At 67.1% G+C, this 16,447-nt stretch carries 15 protein-coding genes, 1 tRNA gene and 1 other RNA gene; 5 read left to right on the forward strand and 12 right to left on the reverse strand.

The window, feature by feature from the left end:
• Nucleotides 1-74: 74 nt before the first annotated feature.
• Nucleotides 75-506, reverse strand: coding sequence for an ACT domain-containing protein (locus MLE18_RS00310; protein WP_243366225.1), 432 nt, complete (start codon nucleotides 504-506; stop codon nucleotides 75-77).
• 9 nt (nucleotides 507-515) lie between these two features.
• Nucleotides 516-1,820 (reverse strand): phenylacetate--CoA ligase family protein, encoded by a 1,305-nt coding sequence (locus tag MLE18_RS00315; protein WP_243366227.1) that lies wholly within the window; start codon nucleotides 1,818-1,820, stop codon nucleotides 516-518.
• Between the two features lie 134 nt (nucleotides 1,821-1,954).
• On the opposite strand from MLE18_RS00315, the gene rsfS reads away from it, so the two are divergent.
• From rsfS to MLE18_RS00330, 3 genes are read left to right on the forward strand one after another with little or no spacing between them, the layout of a single operon-like run.
• Complete coding sequence (gene rsfS / locus MLE18_RS00320; protein ID WP_243366239.1) at nucleotides 1,955-2,344, forward strand: ribosome silencing factor; 390 nt, start codon at nucleotides 1,955-1,957, stop codon at nucleotides 2,342-2,344.
• Nucleotides 2,345-2,348: 4 nt separating this feature from the next.
• Complete coding sequence (gene gpmI, locus MLE18_RS00325) at nucleotides 2,349-3,887, forward strand: 2,3-bisphosphoglycerate-independent phosphoglycerate mutase (protein ID WP_243366241.1); 1,539 nt, start codon at nucleotides 2,349-2,351, stop codon at nucleotides 3,885-3,887.
• Nucleotides 3,888-3,889: 2 nt separating this feature from the next.
• Nucleotides 3,890-4,132: a hypothetical protein gene (locus MLE18_RS00330; protein WP_243366243.1), complete on the forward strand. Its 243-nt coding sequence runs from the start codon at nucleotides 3,890-3,892 to the stop codon at nucleotides 4,130-4,132.
• A 23-nt stretch (nucleotides 4,133-4,155) separates the two neighbouring features.
• Here the strand turns inward: MLE18_RS00330 and MLE18_RS17845 are convergent, their stop codons facing one another.
• Nucleotides 4,156-4,284, reverse strand: a complete 129-nt coding sequence (locus tag MLE18_RS17845) for a hypothetical protein (protein WP_272881413.1) — start codon at nucleotides 4,282-4,284, stop codon at nucleotides 4,156-4,158.
• A gap of 180 nt (nucleotides 4,285-4,464) precedes the next feature.
• Here MLE18_RS17845 and MLE18_RS00335 point away from each other — a divergent pair, with 180 nt between their 5' ends.
• Entirely contained in the window at nucleotides 4,465-5,091 is a 627-nt protein-coding gene (locus tag MLE18_RS00335; protein ID WP_243366247.1) for a hypothetical protein, read from the forward strand.
• 32 nt (nucleotides 5,092-5,123) lie between these two features.
• On the opposite strand, the gene ffs is transcribed toward MLE18_RS00335, so the two are convergent.
• From ffs to hisD, 9 genes are all read right to left on the reverse strand, one after another.
• Nucleotides 5,124-5,219, reverse strand: an RNA gene (gene ffs / locus MLE18_RS00340) — signal recognition particle sRNA small type.
• Nucleotides 5,220-5,224: 5 nt separating this feature from the next.
• Nucleotides 5,225-5,318 (reverse strand) — tRNA-Ser (locus tag MLE18_RS00345).
• Between the two features lie 60 nt (nucleotides 5,319-5,378).
• Nucleotides 5,379-6,143 (reverse strand): enoyl-ACP reductase FabI, encoded by a 765-nt coding sequence (locus MLE18_RS00350; protein WP_243366249.1) that lies wholly within the window; start codon nucleotides 6,141-6,143, stop codon nucleotides 5,379-5,381.
• Between the two features lie 622 nt (nucleotides 6,144-6,765).
• The gene (locus MLE18_RS00355; RefSeq protein ID WP_243366251.1) at nucleotides 6,766-7,788 is read right to left on the reverse strand and encodes an electron transfer flavoprotein subunit alpha/FixB family protein; all 1,023 of its coding nucleotides are present in this window, start codon (nucleotides 7,786-7,788) and stop codon (nucleotides 6,766-6,768) included.
• A gap of 90 nt (nucleotides 7,789-7,878) precedes the next feature.
• Nucleotides 7,879-8,685: an electron transfer flavoprotein subunit beta gene (locus MLE18_RS00360; protein WP_243366253.1), complete on the reverse strand. Its 807-nt coding sequence runs from the start codon at nucleotides 8,683-8,685 to the stop codon at nucleotides 7,879-7,881.
• A 43-nt stretch (nucleotides 8,686-8,728) separates the two neighbouring features.
• Nucleotides 8,729-10,585 carry a 4Fe-4S ferredoxin gene (locus tag MLE18_RS00365; protein WP_243366255.1) on the reverse strand — a complete coding sequence of 619 codons (1,857 nt, stop codon included), beginning with the start codon at nucleotides 10,583-10,585 and terminating at the stop codon, nucleotides 8,729-8,731.
• Nucleotides 10,586-10,603: 18 nt separating this feature from the next.
• Nucleotides 10,604-12,658 carry an acyl-CoA dehydrogenase family protein gene (locus MLE18_RS00370; protein WP_243366257.1) on the reverse strand — a complete coding sequence of 685 codons (2,055 nt, stop codon included), beginning with the start codon at nucleotides 12,656-12,658 and terminating at the stop codon, nucleotides 10,604-10,606.
• Between the two features lie 110 nt (nucleotides 12,659-12,768).
• Nucleotides 12,769-13,665, reverse strand: coding sequence for a phosphoribosylaminoimidazolesuccinocarboxamide synthase (locus MLE18_RS00375; protein WP_243366259.1), 897 nt, complete (start codon nucleotides 13,663-13,665; stop codon nucleotides 12,769-12,771).
• 16 nt (nucleotides 13,666-13,681) lie between these two features.
• Nucleotides 13,682-14,986 carry a histidinol dehydrogenase gene (hisD, locus tag MLE18_RS00380; RefSeq protein WP_243366261.1) on the reverse strand — a complete coding sequence of 435 codons (1,305 nt, stop codon included), beginning with the start codon at nucleotides 14,984-14,986 and terminating at the stop codon, nucleotides 13,682-13,684.
• 140 nt (nucleotides 14,987-15,126) lie between these two features.
• On the opposite strand from hisD, the gene MLE18_RS00385 reads away from it, so the two are divergent.
• Entirely contained in the window at nucleotides 15,127-16,446 is a 1,320-nt protein-coding gene (locus MLE18_RS00385; protein ID WP_243366263.1) for an MFS transporter, read from the forward strand.
• Nucleotide 16,447 lies beyond the last annotated feature (1 nt).

Here is a 16,447-nt window from a genome sequence, read left to right on the forward strand (position 1 = left end):
ACGCCTCTTCGACAAACGACAACGCCCCGCCCGGTTGCGGAATCAGCCGGGCGGGGCGTTTTGCATTCTAGGGCCTACAGGTTGTAGAGCGTGTCGCCGGGGATGATCTTCAGCCCCTTCTGGCCGAGCAGCTCGATGGCCTGGTCGGTCTTGTCGAAGCGGAAGACGATGATGGCCGTCTTGGAGCTCTGCTGCACGAAGGCGTACATGTACTCCACGTTGACGCCACCCGAGGAGAGGATCTGCAGGATGGCGTTGAGCCCGCCGGGCTGGTCGTCCACCTCCACGGCCACCACGGAGGTGCGCCCCACGGTGAAGCCGTTCTCCTTCAGGGCCTTCTTGGCCTTCTCGTGGTCGGAGACGATCAGGCGCAGGATGCCGAAATCCGAGGTGTCCGCAAGGGAGAGCGCCCGGATGCTGATCTTGTTCTCGGCCAGGATGCGGGTGACTTCCTCCAGGCGTCCGGCCCGGTTCTCAAGGAAGATGGAGATCTGTTCTACTTTCATGGGTGCCCCCTAGTTCTGCTTGCGCAAATCGAGAATCCGCTTGGCCTTGCCCTCGGAGCGCTGGATGGAGCGGGGCTCCACCAGTTTGACCATGGCGGTCACGCCCAGGTATTCCTTGATGTTCTTGACGATCTTGCTTTCGATGCGCTGCAAGACCTTGATCTCGTCGGAGAAGAGCTTCTCGTCAACCTCGACCTGAATCTCCAGGGTGTCCAGGTTGCCCTCGCGCTTGACCACCAGCAGGTAGTGCGGAGCCAGGCCCTCGGTCTCCAGCAGGATGGATTCGATCTGGCTGGGGAACACGTTGACGCCGCGGATGATCAGCATGTCGTCGCTGCGGCCCATCATGCGGTGTACGCGCGCGGTGGTGCGGCCGCAACGGCAGGGCACCTTGTTCAGGATGGTGATGTCGCGGGTGCGGTAGCGGATGAGGGGCTGGGCCTCCTTGGTGAGCGTGGTGATCACCAGCTCGCCCTGCTCGCCTGGGGGCAGCACTTCGCCGGTCTCCGGGTCGATGATCTCGACCAGGAAGTGGTCCTCCATGATGTGCAGGCCGTTCTGGGCGTTGTGGCACTCGATGCCCACGCCAGGGCCCATGATCTCGGAGAGGCCGTAGATGTCGATGGCGGTGATGCCCATCTTGTCCTCGATGTCGCGGCGCATCTCCTCGGTCCAGGGCTCGGCCCCGAAGATGCCGATGCGCAGGTCCAGGTTCTTGAAGCTGAAGCCCGCCTCCTGGGCGGCCTCGTGCAGAACCAGGGCGTAGGAAGGCGTGGAGCAGAGCACGGTGGGTCCGAAATCCTTGAGGAGCATCACCTGGCGCTTGGTGCCGCCGCCGGAGACGGGCACGATGGTGGCCCCCAGCTCCTCGGCGCCGTAGTGCGCGCCCAGGCCGCCTGTGAACAGGCCGTAGCCGTAGGCGTTGTGGATGATGTCCTTGGCGGAGGCCCCGGACGCCACGAAGCAGCGAGCCATGAGCCGGGCCCAGTTGCGCACGTCGCGGTGGGTGTAGCCCACCACCGTGGACTTGCCCGTGGTGCCGCTGGAGGCGTGGATGCGCACCACGTTCTCCTTGGGCACGGCGAAGAGGCCGAAGGGGTAGTGGTTGCGCAGGTCCTGTTTTTCGGTGAACGGCAGGAGCTTCAGGTCGGCCAGGGAACGGATGTCGCTCGGCTTGATGCCGCGCTCGTCGAATTTCTGGCGGTAGAAGCCGACATTGGCGTACACTCGCTCCGCAAGGGCCTGAAGCCGCTTGAGTTGCAGGGCTTCCAGCTCCTCCCTGGGCAGGGTTTCCATCTCCACGTCGAAAATCATAGGGGCGTCACCTCCGATTCGTGCGCGTGTCTGGTGATTCCTGCCCGAATGGCCCCGTCCGCGTCAACCGGGACGAACGAAATTGCGTTTGCCCATGTGCCTTGAAAACTGTAGGAAGAGCCACGGAAAACACTATGCCGATCATCAAGAAAAACACCATCCCCACAAGCGATAAAGTCAATCTGGTGGCCCAGTGGCTGCTGGAGAAAAAAGCGAAGGACCTGGTCGCGCTGGACGTGACCAAAGTCTGCTCCATCACCGAAGCCATGATCATCGCCACGGCGGGCAGCGTCCGCCAGGCTCAGACCCTGGCCGACCACATCCTCACCCGCGCCGCCGAGGAAAAGCTCTCCTACCTTGGCATGGACGGCTACAAGACCGGCCAGTGGATCCTGGTGGATCTGAACGACGTCATCGTTCACATCTTCCAGGAAGATTCGCGCGGCTTCTACAACATCGAAGGCCTCTGGGCCGAAGGGGTGGAGATGCCCCTGCCCGAGGCCCCCGCTCCAACCGCTGAATAGACGCATGAAACAATCTCCGACGCTTCTGCTCATCCTGGACGGCTGGGGCATCGCCCCGGCCGGCCCGGGCAACGCCGTCACGCAGGCCTGCCCCCAGACCCTCGAACGCCTGGCCCGGGAGTACCCCTCCGCGCGCCTTGCCTGCAGCGGCAGGGCAGTGGGCCTGCCCGACGGATTCATGGGCAACTCCGAAGTGGGGCACATGAACATCGGGGCCGGGCGCGTGGTCTACCAGGACATGACCCGCATCGACGTCTCCATCGAGGACGGCTCCATCCGCCGAAACCCGGTGCTCAAGGAGCTGGCCGCCAAGGTGAAGGCCAGCGGCGGCAAGCTCCATCTGATGGGCCTCGTGTCCGACGGCGGGGTGCACAGCCACCAGCGGCATATTGAAGCGTTACTTGAGGTTTTCAAAGACTGCGGCCTCGAGCAGGCCTACGTGCACTGCTTCATGGACGGGCGCGACACGCCCCCCAGCAGCGGCGCGGGCTACATCCAGGCCCTGGGCGAGTCCATGGGGCGCATCGGTTTCGGCGCGGTGGCTTCTGTCACGGGGCGCTTCTACGCCATGGACCGCGACAAGCGCTGGGAGCGCGTGGCCGAGGCCTATGCGGCGCTCACCGAGGGCAAGGGCCAGCTGGTAGCCGACCCGGTGGCCGCCCTGAACGAGGCTTACGCCGCAGGGGAGAACGACGAGTTCGTCAAGCCCAGGCTGGTTTGCGGTCCGGACGGCAAGCCCCTGGCCCTGATCCAGGACGGCGACGCAGTGTTCTTCTTCAATTTCCGTTCCGACCGCGCCCGGGAGATCACCCAGGCCTTCACCCAGGAAGATTTCACGGGTTTCGCGCGCGGCGTGCGGCCCGCGCTCTCCGGCTTCGCCACCATGACGGAGTACGACTCCTCATTCGGCCTGCCCGTGGCCTACGCCCCCGAGGAACTGACCCACACCCTGGGCCAGGTCTACTCCGAGGCGGGGCTTAAGCAGCTGCGCCTGGCCGAGACAGAGAAATACGCCCACGTGACCTACTTCCTCAACGGCGGCAGGGAGGAACCCTTCCCCGGGGAGGACCGCGTGCTGATTCCCTCCCCGCGTGAGGTGGCCACTTACGACCTCAAGCCGCAGATGAGCGTGTTCGAAGTCACGGACGCCTTCGTGGAGAACTGGGCCAAAGGCTACGACCTGGTGGTCTGCAACCTGGCCAACCTGGACATGGTGGGGCATACGGGCATCCTGGACGCAGCCGTGGCCGCCTGCAAGGCCGTGGACGCCTGCGTCGCCCGCATCGTGGAGACCGTGCTGGCCTCCGGCGGCAGGGCGATCATCACGGCGGACCACGGCAACGCCGAGGAGATGATCGATCCCCAGGGCGGCAGGATGACCGCCCACACCCTCAATGCCGTGCCCGTGATCCTGGTGGACCCCGCCCGGCGCGAGGCCAAACTGCACGACGGAAAGCTGGCCGACCTGGCCCCCACCGTCCTGCAGCTTGCGGGATTGGCGCAGCCCGAGGCCATGACCGGCCGCAGCCTCATCGAGGAGTGAGCATGAGCGAAAAGAAAAAGCCCCTGACGCCGGTGAAGCCCTCGGGCATGGAACTCGTGTTCCTGTACCCGTGTCCGTTCTGCGTGCGGGAGGTGCCGCTCATCGCGCCCACCAAGCCCACCATGGCCCAGTGCGACGCCTGCCACCAGCGCTTCCCCGTGGTGCCCGTGGACGAGAAAACAGTGCGCTTCCTCAAGGTGATGACGGCCAACGGCCGCGCGGGCATCGACCCGGATTTCCTCTAAGCGCGGCCTGAGCAACCCCCTCTTCAACGCCCCCTGTGCAGCCGCAGGATTGCGGCGTCGATGCGTTCCATGATTTCCAGGGGCACGCCTCTGCCGCACATGATATAGCGCAGCACGACTTTATCTCTGTTTTTCAGTCGAATGGCCCTCACGTCGGCCTCCGGCAGCCCTGCCAGAAGCAGCAGGCCCGAAAAGTTCTCCTCCCGGATCAGGGTCGCGAGGGAACCTCACAGGGCTTGATGGGGACTTCAATGGCAGCTACCCTCGATGCCGACTCGTCTCAAGTGTCGTCGGGAAGCCGCCCCCTGGCGTGGGGGCGGGAGGAGGCAGGGATGGGCACCCTATTGGACAAGGCGAACCAGGTATTCAACTCCGTGGTGGATCGCGGCGTGGACGGCCTGCCGCCCCTTGATTCCTCATGGGAGCTGGCCGTGCGCTACCTGCGGGACCAGAGCTTCCCCGACAACGACAGCCGCGTGGAGGCGCTCATCCGCCGCGAATCGCGCAAGAACGCCTTCTGCACCGCGCTTGCCAACGTCGGCGGTCCGCTGACCTTGCCGGTGGCCATCCCCCTCAACGTCTACGCCACTTTCGCCTACCAGGCCCGGCTTGCCGCCGCCGTGGCCCTGGTCTACGGGCACGACATCCGTTCGCGCGACGTGCGGGTGATGGTGGGGCTCTCCCTGGCCGGGCGCAAGGCCGTGGAAGTGCTCAAGAGCCTGGGCGTGCGCTTCACGACCATGCTGCTGGAGCGTGGGGCGGCGCAGCTCTCCGAGCGCGTTCTGGCCGACATAGGCGGCAACGTGGGGATGCGCATCCTGGCCCAGGGCGGGGAGCAGGGGGCCTCCGTGTTGCTCAAGGCCGTGCCGCTCGCAGGGGCGCTGGTCTGCGGGGTGATCGACTGGCGCTACTGCCGGGCCGTGGGGGTGGTCTCGAGAAGCATCTTCAGGAGGAAGTAAGGGGAAATGAAAAAGGCGCGGACCAGCCGCGCCTTTGAAGGAAACCAGGCACCCGAAAACAACCGTTACCGTTGCTCCCTTTCGGACCTGGCGGGGTTGGCGGCGTTTCCGCCGCCTGGCTTCCTTGGAAAAATGGCGGAGAGGGAGAGATTCGAACTCTCGGTACCGGTTTTGCCAGTACACACGATTTCCAGTCGTGCCCCTTCGGCCAGCTCGGGCACCTCTCCGCGAGAAGCGAGGTATTATAAGTATCCTGGCTTCTTGGCAAGCACTTTTTAGCTGCTCTCCTAAATTCCCATGATGCTGAAGCCGGAGTCCACGTGGATGACCTTTCCGGTGACGCCGCTGGAGAGCGCGGAGGCCAGGTAGACCGCCGTGCCCGCGACGTCCTCCAGGGTGATGTTGCGCTTGAGCGGGGCGCGCTCCTCCACCACGGGCAGGAAGCCCTTGAAGCCGGTGATGCCGGATGCGGCCAGGGTCTTGAGCGGCCCGGCGCTCAGGGAGTTCACGCGGATGCCGCGCGGGCCAAGGTCGGCGGCCAGGTAGCGCACGCTGCACTCCAGGGCGGCCTTGGCCACGCCCATCACGTTGTAGGAGGGAACGACCTTCTCCGCGCCCAGGTAGCTCATGGTCATGACCGAGCCACCGTCGGCGAGCAGCCCGTCGAAGCCCTTGCACAGGCCCACCAGCGAGTAGGCCGAGACGTCCAGGGCCAGGGCGAAGCCCTCGCGGGTCACGTCCATGAAGCGGCCCCTGAGGTCCTCCTGGCGGGCGTAGGCCACGGAGTGCACCAGGATGTCCACACCGCCCCATTTCTCAGCCACGGTCGCGGCGGAGGCGGCGATGTCCGCGTCGCTGGTCACGTCGCACTGGAAGGTGAATTCACCGCCCAGTTCCTCGCTGATGGGCTCCACGCGCTTGCGGATGGCCTCGCCGGGGTAGCCGAAGGCCAGTCTGGCCCCCTGTTCCTTGAAGGCCTTGGCCACGCCGTAGGCGATGGAGCGGTCGTTTGCCACGCCGAATATGAGGGCTTTCTTGCCTTGAAGCAGCATTGTCGTCTCCTTGAGCGCCGGTTGCGCGGCGCGATGATTGTCAGCTTGTTGATCGTTGCGGTTATTGGAGGGGGAGGGCCGCCGGCGGCCCAAGAGGTCTCCGCCCTATCGAGAAACTCCCGAATTTGGCCCGCCAAAGGGACTTGGTCCTTCTGGACTCCCATACCGCTTCGCGACGGTTACGGTAATCTTGTCTCATGATCGCCGCCGTGAACTGCGGCGCACTGGAGAGACTCAAACCCCAGAACATCCCCCCGCATGGGGTTCCAAGGGGCGAAGCCCCTTGGCCGCCGGAGGCACCTGATCCCGAATGTTCCAGCGGCTTGGTCAGCCTGTCCTCTGGAGTGAAATCATCCCCTTCAAGCGCCCGAAGCCGCCCGAACGCCCTCAACCCGCGAACCGCATCCGAACGGCACACGCAACATGCGACACGGCGCGCGGCAAGCGCGTCCATCCAGGGGACCTGATTTTTCCTTGAAAAATAGTCACGTCGCAAAGGCAGGCAAGTCTTGAGCGCGGGGCGATGGGTCGGCGGGAATCTCTCCGGTGTCGGGTTGGCAAACAAAATCCCCCGCCCGGCATGGGCGGGGGATCACAATACACAGAAACAATGCCTGGCAGGCTAGGGCAGCAGCGCCAGAACCTTGCGCATCACCTCGAAGGCGTCGGCCACGTAGAGCACGTCCGCCTTGCCCTGGGCCCAGCCGCAGTTGGGGTCCAGGTTGACGGCCCGGCGTTCGCCGATGAAGCGCCAGCCCACCACGTGGGGCTCCTCGCCGTGGCAGCAGGTGGCCAGGCCCTTGGGGTGGCGCGGGGTGGAGCCGGTCTGGCCGACCTGGTGCATGTGCGACAGGAAGGACAGCACCTGCTGGCCCTCGCCGGAGAGGTCCACCAGGGACTTGGAGGTGCCGAGCGACCCCTGGGTCTTGTTCAGGAAGCTCAGGATGATCTCCTCGGCCTCGGAGGCGTGGGCCGCGCCGTCGGCCTGCTTCTTGGTCCAGCCAGCGCCCGCCACGAAGAGCAGGGCGGCGTCGGGGCGGATGGTCTGCTCCTCGGCGGAGGGGCAGATCATGCCCTTGACCTGGGTGCGCACGCCGCCGGGAATTTCGGCGGGCACGGCGGTCACACTGGCTGAACCGGCCGCTCCCGCATAAGCGGTGAAGCAGCCGCCGGAGACGCTCACGAACCAGGGGCGCTCCTTGCGGGTCAGCTCGGCGTACATGCGCTGGCGGTAGTACCAGCGGGTGACCACGGGTTTGCCGCCGTTGGCGGCCAGGGCCGTGACGGAGGTGTCGGAGACGCCGCCCACGCGGGCGGCCGCGCCGGGCAGCACCCGGCTCATGCGCGGGGTGGCCGCGCCGATGACGATGCCCGCGCCGGAGGCCCCGAACAGGGCGGCCAGGGCGGCGGCGTCCGTGGCGTAGCGGGGCTGGGCGAAGTCCGGCCCGGCTACGCCGTAGATGGCTTCCGCGCCGCATCCGGCCAGGGAGTCGGCCGCGGCCTGCACGGCCTCGCCCACGAGGCCCACGGCCAGGGGCGCGCCGAGCTGCTCGGCCAGGGTTTTGGCCGCCGTCAGGGCTTCCAGGGAAGCCTTGGAGAGCGAACCGTCACACTCGGTCTGGGCTACGAAGAGAATCTTGTCCATATCTGCCTCCGGCTCCGGGCGGACCTGCCGCCCCCTCGCCGTCGCTGGAAATTTATCGGGTCGTCCCGGAGCGGTGCCCCGGGCGGCGGCCTAGGCGCTCAGCCAGTCCACGATCTCCTTGGCGATCTGATCCACCGGGGCGTCCTTGACCACGCGGGTCTCGCGCTTCTGGCTGGGGATCTGCACGCCGGAGTATTCGGGGCCCTTCTCGAGCTTCACGGGCTTGGCCTTCTGCAGCGCGGGCATCACCAGGCGCATGTTCTGCATGCCAACCTGGGGGTTGTTGGGGGGCTCGGGCAGCTCGCCGGTGGCCCAGCCGAACACGGCGGGCGCGCCGGAGACGACCGAATCCTGGTAGCTGCCGCCCTCCACGCGCTCCAGCACACGCAGCGCGCCGTCAGCCAGGACCTCCAGCTTGTCCACGCCCTGGAACTGCTCGAAGATGCCCAGCTTCTCGCCGATCACCTGCATGGTGGCACCGGCGCCGCGCGAAGCGGACTGCCAGCCGCCGAACACCAGCAGCTTGGAGGTGTCCAGCCCCGGAATGGCGGCGATGGCCTCGGCCAGGGCCGCGCCCGTCTCATGGGCGTCGGCGAAGCCGCTGGCGGGGCCGTCCAGCACCACCAGCTCGAAGGGGACCTTCTGGGCGATGGTCATCATGACCTGCTGGAGCTTGGCCTTGGGGCCCATGCTCACCAGCCAGACCTTGCTGCCCGGCACGTTCTTGGCCAGATTGGCGGCCTCGAACAGGGCGTGCCCGGCCCAGGGGTCCAGGATGGCGGGGAGCATCAGCTCGTTCTTCAGGCCCCAGCCCGCGGGGCCCTGCACGGGCTCCAGGGTCTGCAGCGGGTCGGGGACGATGCCGCCGCAAACAACGATATGATATCCTGCACTCATAGAATCTCCTTCAATATCCAGGGGGGAACGCCCTGCGGAAAGATCAGTTCTCGACGGAATGCAAACCGCCCGCGCCGGCCTTGAATTCCACGTTGGTCCTGCCGGGCTCGGTGGGGTGGGGCTTGGAGCAGTTCCAGACGCAGGCGCCGCAGTGGACGCACTTCTCCCGGTCGAACAGGGGCGCGCCGCCCTCGGGGTCGGGCGCGATGGCCTGGCCGGAGCACATGTCGATGCAGATGCGCTCGCGGCACTTGAGGCAGACGTTCGGGTCCGCGAAGACCACGTGGTCGGCGTAGCCGCCGGGGGCCTGCACCTTGCCGCCCATGAGCAGGGCGTCCTGGTGGGAGACGAGCAGCTGGCCGTCGTACTCAATGGAAGGCCAGCCCACGCGGTCCATGAGCGCGTCGTGCAGCGGCTCGCCCTTGGCCGCGCATTCCTCGCGGATGGCCTCGATCTCCTGGGCGCTGAGCAGCCCGGAGTAATACTCTTCGATGGAGGGCACGCGCTGGTTGGGGTCGCGGTGGTCGCCGGGCATGTTCAGTTTGCCCTTGGTGAAGCCGGAGAGGGCCATGCCGGTGAGCCCCTGGATGAAGCCCTTGCCGAAGCCGTCGCGGGCCTTCTCGGCGATCTTGGCCTCGGCCTCCAGCTCCGACTCCCTGCGGCGCTTCACGTAGGCGCGCTCCAGGTTGTACTTGGTGAAGGGCTGGTTCTTCTTCATGAGCTTGAGAACGCCCTCGGCCAGCATGACGCCGGTGGTCCAGGCCTCGTCCACGCCCGAGCCGGTGAGCACGTTGGTGGAGCCGGAGCCCTCGCCGATGCGCGCGAAGCCGTCGCCCACCAGGTGGGGTTCGCCCCTGCGCCCGGATTCGAGCAGCGACTTGGCCCCCCAGGAGCGCATCTTGCCGCCCTTGAGGTGCTTCCAGAGGTAGGGGTGCGTCATCCAGTGCTGCAGATAGCGGTAGCCGGTGCGGACAGGGGTATCCAGCCAGGAGGGCACGAAGATGCCCAGGGAGGCCACGCGGTCCGGCAGCACGTACATGAAGCCGAAAATGTCGGGTTCGGGGTAGCCGAAGGTGTGCAGCACGTAGCCTTCGGGCAGGTCGCAGTCCTCGGGGAGGTCCACCACCATCTTCATGCCCAGGGCCCAGTCGCGCTGGGAGTTGCCCTCGGGCAGGCCCAGTATCTCGTCCAGGTTGCGTCCCACGGGGCCCACGGGTCCGTCTCCGATGACGGTCAGGGCGGCGCGGATGTCCATGCCGGGCATGAAGCAGGCGTCGGGGTTGCCCTTCTTGTCCACGCCTTGGTCGGCCAGGCGAACGCCCACGACCTTGCCTTCCTCCATGATGACCCGGGCCACGGGCATGGAGGGCCAGATCTGGGCCAGGCCGGAGCCCATCACCTGGGAGCCGGCCCACTGGTTGAACTGGCCGATGGAGAACACGTAGCCCGGCTCCTTGCAGAGGAAGGGCGGGATGTAGGGCAGCTCGTAGGCGTGGTCGCGGCAGCAGGAGGTGTATTTCCCGGCGAAACCCAGGGCCTTGTCCGCGAAGCCGAGCAGCTCCTGGCGGCGGCTGGCCCCGTGCGGGTCCAGCAGGTAGGCCACGGTCTCGTGGGCGACGGGGGCGCACATGGGCACCTGGGCGGGGTCGAAGTCCGGGAAGGACTCCTTGATGCCCCGCGCCTTGCTGACCACGCCGGAGACGCCGAAGCCGATGTCGTCGGCGCGCTCGTAGCAGATCACCTGGGGCGGCATTCCGGGCATGACGGCGCTCTCCAGCAGGGGAGCGCCGTTTTCATCCGCGAGGCCGCGCGTCAGCGTGGTCAGGAACCCGGCCATGGCCGGGCCGAAACCCACGCAGACGATGTCGAGCTCCATGCTCTGGCGTTCGATTTCGGACATGTGTACTGCGCCTCCGGCCTAGAGCGGGTAATCCAGGGCTTCGGGAATCATCACCTGGGTCAGCGCCTGGGCCGCGCGGTCCTTGGCCAGGGCGGCGCCCGCCATGCTGCGGTCGAGCTGGGAGCGCAGGGCGTCGAAGGCGTCGAGCTCCTCGGCGGCCTGGGGGCCGAAGCCGTAGACCATGCTGGCGCAGACGCGCGATGCCTCGCCCGCGGCGCGGGCGGCCTGGACCAGGGACAGGTCGGTGAAGAAGCCCAGCGTGCCCTCCAGGCCCTCGGCGACGACGGCGTTCTCGGGGCCCTTCTCGGCCAGCTCCATGACGTCGCCGATCTGGCAGTAGGAGGCCATGAGCCAGCACAGGGCGTCGGCCATGGGGAAGGTCACGTTCTGGCGGCGGTTGTGGTAGAGGCGCGCGCCGGAAGGATCCTTGGCGCGGTGCAGGAATTCGATGGTCCAGAGCCAGAGGGCCAACCCCTTGGCCACCACGGCCGCGCCGGTCTCGGGCTTGGACTCGCCCAGGGCCATGAACTGGTCGATGATGATGCGCAGCCGGGCCAGGAAGACCTCGTTGGTCATGGTGATGGAGAGCTGGCGGCGCTGCACGGCCTCGGGGCCCTCGTAGGTGGCTTCGAGCTGGGCGTCGGTCCACTTGTAGAAGAGGAAGCCGGGGCAGTCCTCGGTGATGCCGTAGCCGCCCATGAGGGCCAAGGCCTCGCGCATCACGTTGGCGCCGTTGCCGGTGTTCCAGAGCTTGCAGGCCGGGCAGAGGATGTTGGCCAGGGATTCGAGCAGGGCGAAGCGCACCAGGGTGTCCTGGCCCAGTTCGGCGAAGCGGGCTTCGTCGCGAGTGGGGGCGGCCTCCATCTGCAGGTATTCGATGGCCTGCTTCTCGACCTTGCGCAGGGCGGTAAGCTGCGACTTGGCGCCGCAGACGCCGCGTTCGGCGAAGACCCTGTCCTTCTCCTTCTCGGTGGGGTCGAGCTGGTCGAAGAGGCGGGCGGTGGCGAAGCCCAGGGAGGCTCCGGCCTCCCCCGCGGCCCAGATGTCCACCAGGCGCAGCACCGAGTCGGGCTTGGCCTGGAGGCCCAGCTCGTACTTGGACGTGCCGGGTTCGGAGGCGTCGCCGCCGCGGAAGCGCTGGCGTTGGTAGCGGATCACGGGCTCCACGGCGGAGAGCAGCTTGGCCGTGGTCATCAGGGCCACGGGCACGCGGGTGCGGTGGAACACCGCGCCGATGATCTCCGAGTGGGTGAAGTTGGGGACGATCACGCCGTCCTTCACGGTGTAGCCGCCCACGATGCGGCTGGCGGGCACCTGCAGGTTGAAGACCGGGTCACGCGTGGAGGAGAGCTGGTGCACCATCTTGAGGGTGGGCGCGCCGCGGTCGAACAGGCCGGGGTCGGTGTCCTCGACGATGACGATGCAGGAGGACTTGATGCGCGGGTCATCGGTGTCCACGGCGCAGGTGGCGAAATTGGCGAAGTCCATGCCCGTGATGAAGCGGCCGCGCTTGTCCACCTGGAGGATGGGCTCCTCGCCTTCCTCCCACTTGGCAACGCGCAGCTTGCCGACCAGGGTGTTGGTCTCCACGCCCACGTAGGGCAGGGGCTCGGTGAGGGCGAACGCGCCGCGGAAGGGGGCGCGGTCCTCGCCGGGCAGGGGCGGCACGCAGCGGCCCATGTACTCGTCGCGCTGCTCGGTGGTGCCGCGCTCGTGGATGGGGGCCAGGGCCAGGTTGGTGGCCAGGGAGCAGGTGGCGGCGCCGGCGTCGACCCAGGCCAGCTCGAAGGCGACCAGGGCCAGGGCCAGGTTCTTGGGGCCGTCGATGAAGCCGCCCTGGTGGGGGTCCATGAACAGGGCGGTCAGGCCGGAGGTGTCGAAGGCCTCCAGCAGCTGGGCCTTGTGGTCGGTCCACTCATGGGTCTTGCGCGCGCCTTCCGCCACGAGCCGGGCCACAAGGCCGCGGGCCAGTGATCTGGCGGATTGGACAACCATCTGGATGTCGTAGCGGTCGGTGAAGCGCCACATGATCTGACGGACGTCGTCGCCCGGCAGGGTACGGAGGGTATCCATAGATATATCCTGACCTCTCGGTTCGTGCTGAAGAAGGTTGGGCATTGCGCGAAATTTCGACAAATTAAGCCATACTGGCCGTTGCGTCAACGACAGCGGCAGGCCGGGGCCTACAGCGCCAGGGATTGACCCGTAAGTTCCCGGTATGCCTCCAGGTACTTGCTGCGGGTGCGCTCGGCCACTTCGGCGGGCATGTGCGGGGCCGGGGGCTGCTTATTGAAGCCGACCGACTCCAGCCAGTCGCGCACGTACTGCTTGTCGTAGCTGGGCTGGACCTTGCCCGGCGCGTACCCGGCGGCGGGCCAGAAGCGGGAGGAGTCGGGGGTGAGCACCTCGTCGATGAGGATGAGCTCATCGCCGATCATGCCGAACTCGAACTTGGTGTCCGCGATGAGGATGCCCCGCCCGGCCGCGTATTCGCGGGCCTGGGAGTAGATGGAGAGGGCTGTGTCCTGCACTTTGGCGAAGAGGTCCAGCCCGATCATCTCCTTGGCCTTGTCCAGGGTGATGTTCTCATCGTGCTGGCCCAGTTCCGCCTTGGTGGAGGGCGTGAACAGCGGGGTCTCCAGCTTGTCGGATTCGACCAGCCCGGCGGGCAGCTTGTGGCCGCAGACCATGCCGGTGGCCTTGTAGTCCTTCAGGCCGGAGCCGGTGATGTAGCCGCGCACGATGCACTCGATGGGCAGGGGCTTGGCCTTGCGCACCAGCACGGCGCGGCCTTCCAGCAGGTCGGCGTGCTCCTTGAGGGGCGCGGGGAAGTCGGCGGGCTCGGTGGCCAGCAGGTGGTTCTTCACCAGGTGTTTGAACTTCTCCATCCAGAAGATGGTGATCTTGTTCAGGATGACGCCCTTGTACGGAACGGGGTCCGGCAGGATGACGTCGAACGCGGAGATGCGGTCGGTGGTGACGATGAGCAGCACGTCGTCAGCGACCTGGTAGATGTCGCGCACTTTGCCCCGCGAAACCAGCGGGTATTGCTTGATGTCGGTGGTGGTAGCCACGCGCATGGGAGCCTCCGGGGGATTATTCGTTGCGGCACTCGACCGAGCGGGCGTGGGCCTCAAGGCCCTCCAGCCGCGCCAGGCGCGCTATCTTGGCCCCGTGCCTGCGGGTGTAGGCGGCGGGGGCGGCGATGACGCTCGACTTCTTGGTGAACGTCTCCACGGACAACGCCGAGGAGAAACGCGCCGTGCCCAGCGTGGGCAGCACGTGGTTGGGGCCGGCGAAATAGTCGCCTACGGGTTCGGGGCAGGCGGTGCCCATGAAGATGGCCCCGGCGTGGCGGATGTCGCCCAGCAGGGCCCAGGGGTCGGCCACGGCCAGCTCCAGGTGTTCGGGAGCCAGCAGGTTCACGGCCTCCACGCCCGCGGCCATGTCGGGAACGACGACCACGGAGCCCCAGTCGGCCAAAGCCTTGCGGGCGATCTCGCCGCGCGGCAGGATTTCCAGCTGGCGCACGAGCTCTTTCTTCACGGCCTCGGCCAGGTCGCAGTTGTCCGTGACCAGGATGGAGGCGGCCAGGGGGTCGTGCTCGGCCTGCGAGAGCATGTCCGCCGCCAGCCAGGAGGCCGGGGCGGTCTTGTCCGCCAGGATGACGATCTCGGAAGGCCCGGCGATCATGTCGATGCCCACCTGGCCCACCAGCAGCCGCTTGGCCGTGGTGACGTAGATGTTTCCGGGCCCGGCCAGCACGTCCACCGGGGCGATGGTCGCGGTGCCCAGGGCCATGGCCGCGATGGACCAGGCGCTGCCGGTGCGGTAGATTTCCGTGATGCCGAGCAGGGCGGCGGCGGCCAGGATGTAGGGATTGAGCGTGCCGTCCGCGCGCGGCGGGGATACGGCCACGATGCGCTCCACGCCCGCAACCTGGGCGGGGATGGCGTTCATCAGCAGCGAGGAGATCAGCGGAGTCTCTCCGCCCTGGCCACCGGGCACGTACAAGCCCACGGAGTCAACAGGGCGCACCATCTGGCCCAGGATGGTGCCGTCCTCCCGGGTGGTCCACCAGGATTTCTCCTTCTGGGACTCGTGGAAGCTGCGGATGTTGCCGATGGCCTCCTCTATGATGGCGCGGTCGTCGGCGGGAATCTGGGCCAGGGCGTCGGCGATGTCCTGGGCGGGAACGGGCAGCATGTCCGCCGTGAAGGACGGGCAGTCGAAACGTCTTGTATACTCCGCGAGGGCTTCGTCACCCCGGGAGGCGACGTCCTCGAGAATGGCGCGAACCCTGGACTCCACGGCCTGGTCGGGGTTCTCCCGGGCCTTGAGTTTCTTGAACAGGGGGGCGAAATCCTCGGGACGCTGATACGTGAGCGATGGACAGGGCATTGGGGCTCCTGATGGCGTCGTTGGCGCGTAGATAGATGATGGAGGGGGGTTTGTCGAGAGGCGGCGAGCGTGTTAGGGGGCTTCAGCGCGACGGCGGACAGCCTTGGCGCATCCCTCATCCTGCGACACAGACGGACCCCATGACGCACACCCCGCCAAGTTCCGGCCAATACCCCCCCCTGGTGAGCTCGGCCCTGGCCAAGGCCTCCCGCCGGCTGCTGCCCGGCCTGTTCATCCTCTATATCATCGCCTACCTGGACCGCATCAACGTCAGCTTCGCGGCCCTGGCCATGAACCAGGACATCGGGCTGGGCAGCGAAGCCTACGGCCTGGGCGCGGGGATCTTCTTCCTGGGCTACGTGCTCTTCGAGATTCCGAGCAACCTGATCCTGAACAAGGTGGGGGCCCGGCGCTGGATCGCCCGGATCATGGTCAGCTGGGGCCTGGCCACCGTGGCCCTGGCCACGGTCTGGGAGCCCAAGAGCTTCATGACCCTGCGCTTCCTGCTGGGCGCGGCCGAGGCGGGCTTCTTCCCCGGGATCATCCTTTACCTCACCTATTGGTTTCCCACAGGCGTACGGGCAAGGGCCGTGGCCCTGTTCATGACCGCGACCCCCGTGGCCGGGCTCATCGGCAGCCCCGTGTCCGGCTGGATCATGCAGATGCACGGCATGATGGGGCTGGCGGGCTGGCGCTGGCTGTTCATCCTGGAGGGGCTGCCCGCCGTGGTGCTCGGGGTGCTGGTCTGGCTGCTGCTGCCGGATTCCCCGGCCCAGGCGGCCTGGCTCGAGCCGGATGAGCGCGACGCCCTGGAGGCACAGCTGAACGCCGAGCGGGCGGCCGTTGCCGCCAGCCACCTGAGCGGCCTGCGCCAGGGGCTGACCAGCCCGCGCGTCTGGCTGCTGGGCTTCGTGTACTTCTGCTCCGTGCTGGCCATGTACGCCCTGGTGATGTGGCTGCCGCAGATCGTGGGGGCCATCACCGGCGGCGACGCCTTCAGCGTGGGCCTGGACGTCATGGTGGCCTACGGCTTCGCCTGCGTGGGCATGGTGGCCATCGGGGCCAGCTCCGACCGCTTCCATGAACGCCGCTGGCACCTGACCGGCTCCTTCTGCCTGTGCCTGTCGGGGATGCTCACGCTGACCAAGGCCGCCTCCCTGCCCGCGGTGCTCACCGGGGCCAGCCTGGCGGCCATGGGCATCTGGGGGATGCTCGGCCCCTTCTGGGGGCTGGCTACATCTTATATGACTGGCGCGGCCGCCGCGGCGGGCATCGCGCTCATCAACTCCATGGGCAACCTGGGCGGGTTCTTGGGGCCTTACGTCATGGGCTGGATCAAGGCCAATACGGGCGGCTTCACCGAGGGCTTCCTGATCGTGGCCGGGCTCATCGTGCTGGGCGCGGTGCCGGTGCTGCTCATGCGCCCAGCAGGGGGCGTTCCCCAGGGGCGCGGGGACTGAG

The sequence above is a fragment of the Fundidesulfovibrio soli genome, from assembly GCF_022808695.1.
Taxonomy (GTDB): domain Bacteria; phylum Desulfobacterota; class Desulfovibrionia; order Desulfovibrionales; family Desulfovibrionaceae; genus Fundidesulfovibrio; species Fundidesulfovibrio soli.

Excerpts from the sequence above, each read along its gene's own strand:
- MLE18_RS00310 (WP_243366225.1), bottom strand. The coding sequence starts at position 506 with ATGAAAGTAGAACAGATCTCCATCTTCCTTGAGAACCGGGCCGGACGC.
- MLE18_RS00315 (WP_243366227.1), bottom strand. The coding sequence starts at position 1,820 with ATGATTTTCGACGTGGAGATGGAAACCCTGCCCAGGGAGGAGCTGGAA.
- rsfS (WP_243366239.1), top strand. The coding sequence starts at position 1,955 with ATGCCGATCATCAAGAAAAACACCATCCCCACAAGCGATAAAGTCAAT.
- gpmI (WP_243366241.1), top strand. The coding sequence starts at position 2,349 with ATGAAACAATCTCCGACGCTTCTGCTCATCCTGGACGGCTGGGGCATC.
- MLE18_RS00330 (WP_243366243.1), top strand. The coding sequence starts at position 3,890 with ATGAGCGAAAAGAAAAAGCCCCTGACGCCGGTGAAGCCCTCGGGCATG.
- MLE18_RS00335 (WP_243366247.1), top strand. The coding sequence starts at position 4,465 with ATGGGCACCCTATTGGACAAGGCGAACCAGGTATTCAACTCCGTGGTG.
- MLE18_RS00350 (WP_243366249.1), bottom strand. The coding sequence starts at position 6,143 with ATGCTGCTTCAAGGCAAGAAAGCCCTCATATTCGGCGTGGCAAACGAC.
- MLE18_RS00355 (WP_243366251.1), bottom strand. The coding sequence starts at position 7,788 with ATGGACAAGATTCTCTTCGTAGCCCAGACCGAGTGTGACGGTTCGCTC.
- MLE18_RS00360 (WP_243366253.1), bottom strand. The coding sequence starts at position 8,685 with ATGAGTGCAGGATATCATATCGTTGTTTGCGGCGGCATCGTCCCCGAC.
- MLE18_RS00365 (WP_243366255.1), bottom strand. The coding sequence starts at position 10,585 with ATGTCCGAAATCGAACGCCAGAGCATGGAGCTCGACATCGTCTGCGTG.
- MLE18_RS00370 (WP_243366257.1), bottom strand. The coding sequence starts at position 12,658 with ATGGATACCCTCCGTACCCTGCCGGGCGACGACGTCCGTCAGATCATG.
- MLE18_RS00375 (WP_243366259.1), bottom strand. The coding sequence starts at position 13,665 with ATGCGCGTGGCTACCACCACCGACATCAAGCAATACCCGCTGGTTTCG.
- hisD (WP_243366261.1), bottom strand. The coding sequence starts at position 14,986 with ATGCCCTGTCCATCGCTCACGTATCAGCGTCCCGAGGATTTCGCCCCC.
- MLE18_RS00385 (WP_243366263.1), top strand. The coding sequence starts at position 15,127 with ATGACGCACACCCCGCCAAGTTCCGGCCAATACCCCCCCCTGGTGAGC.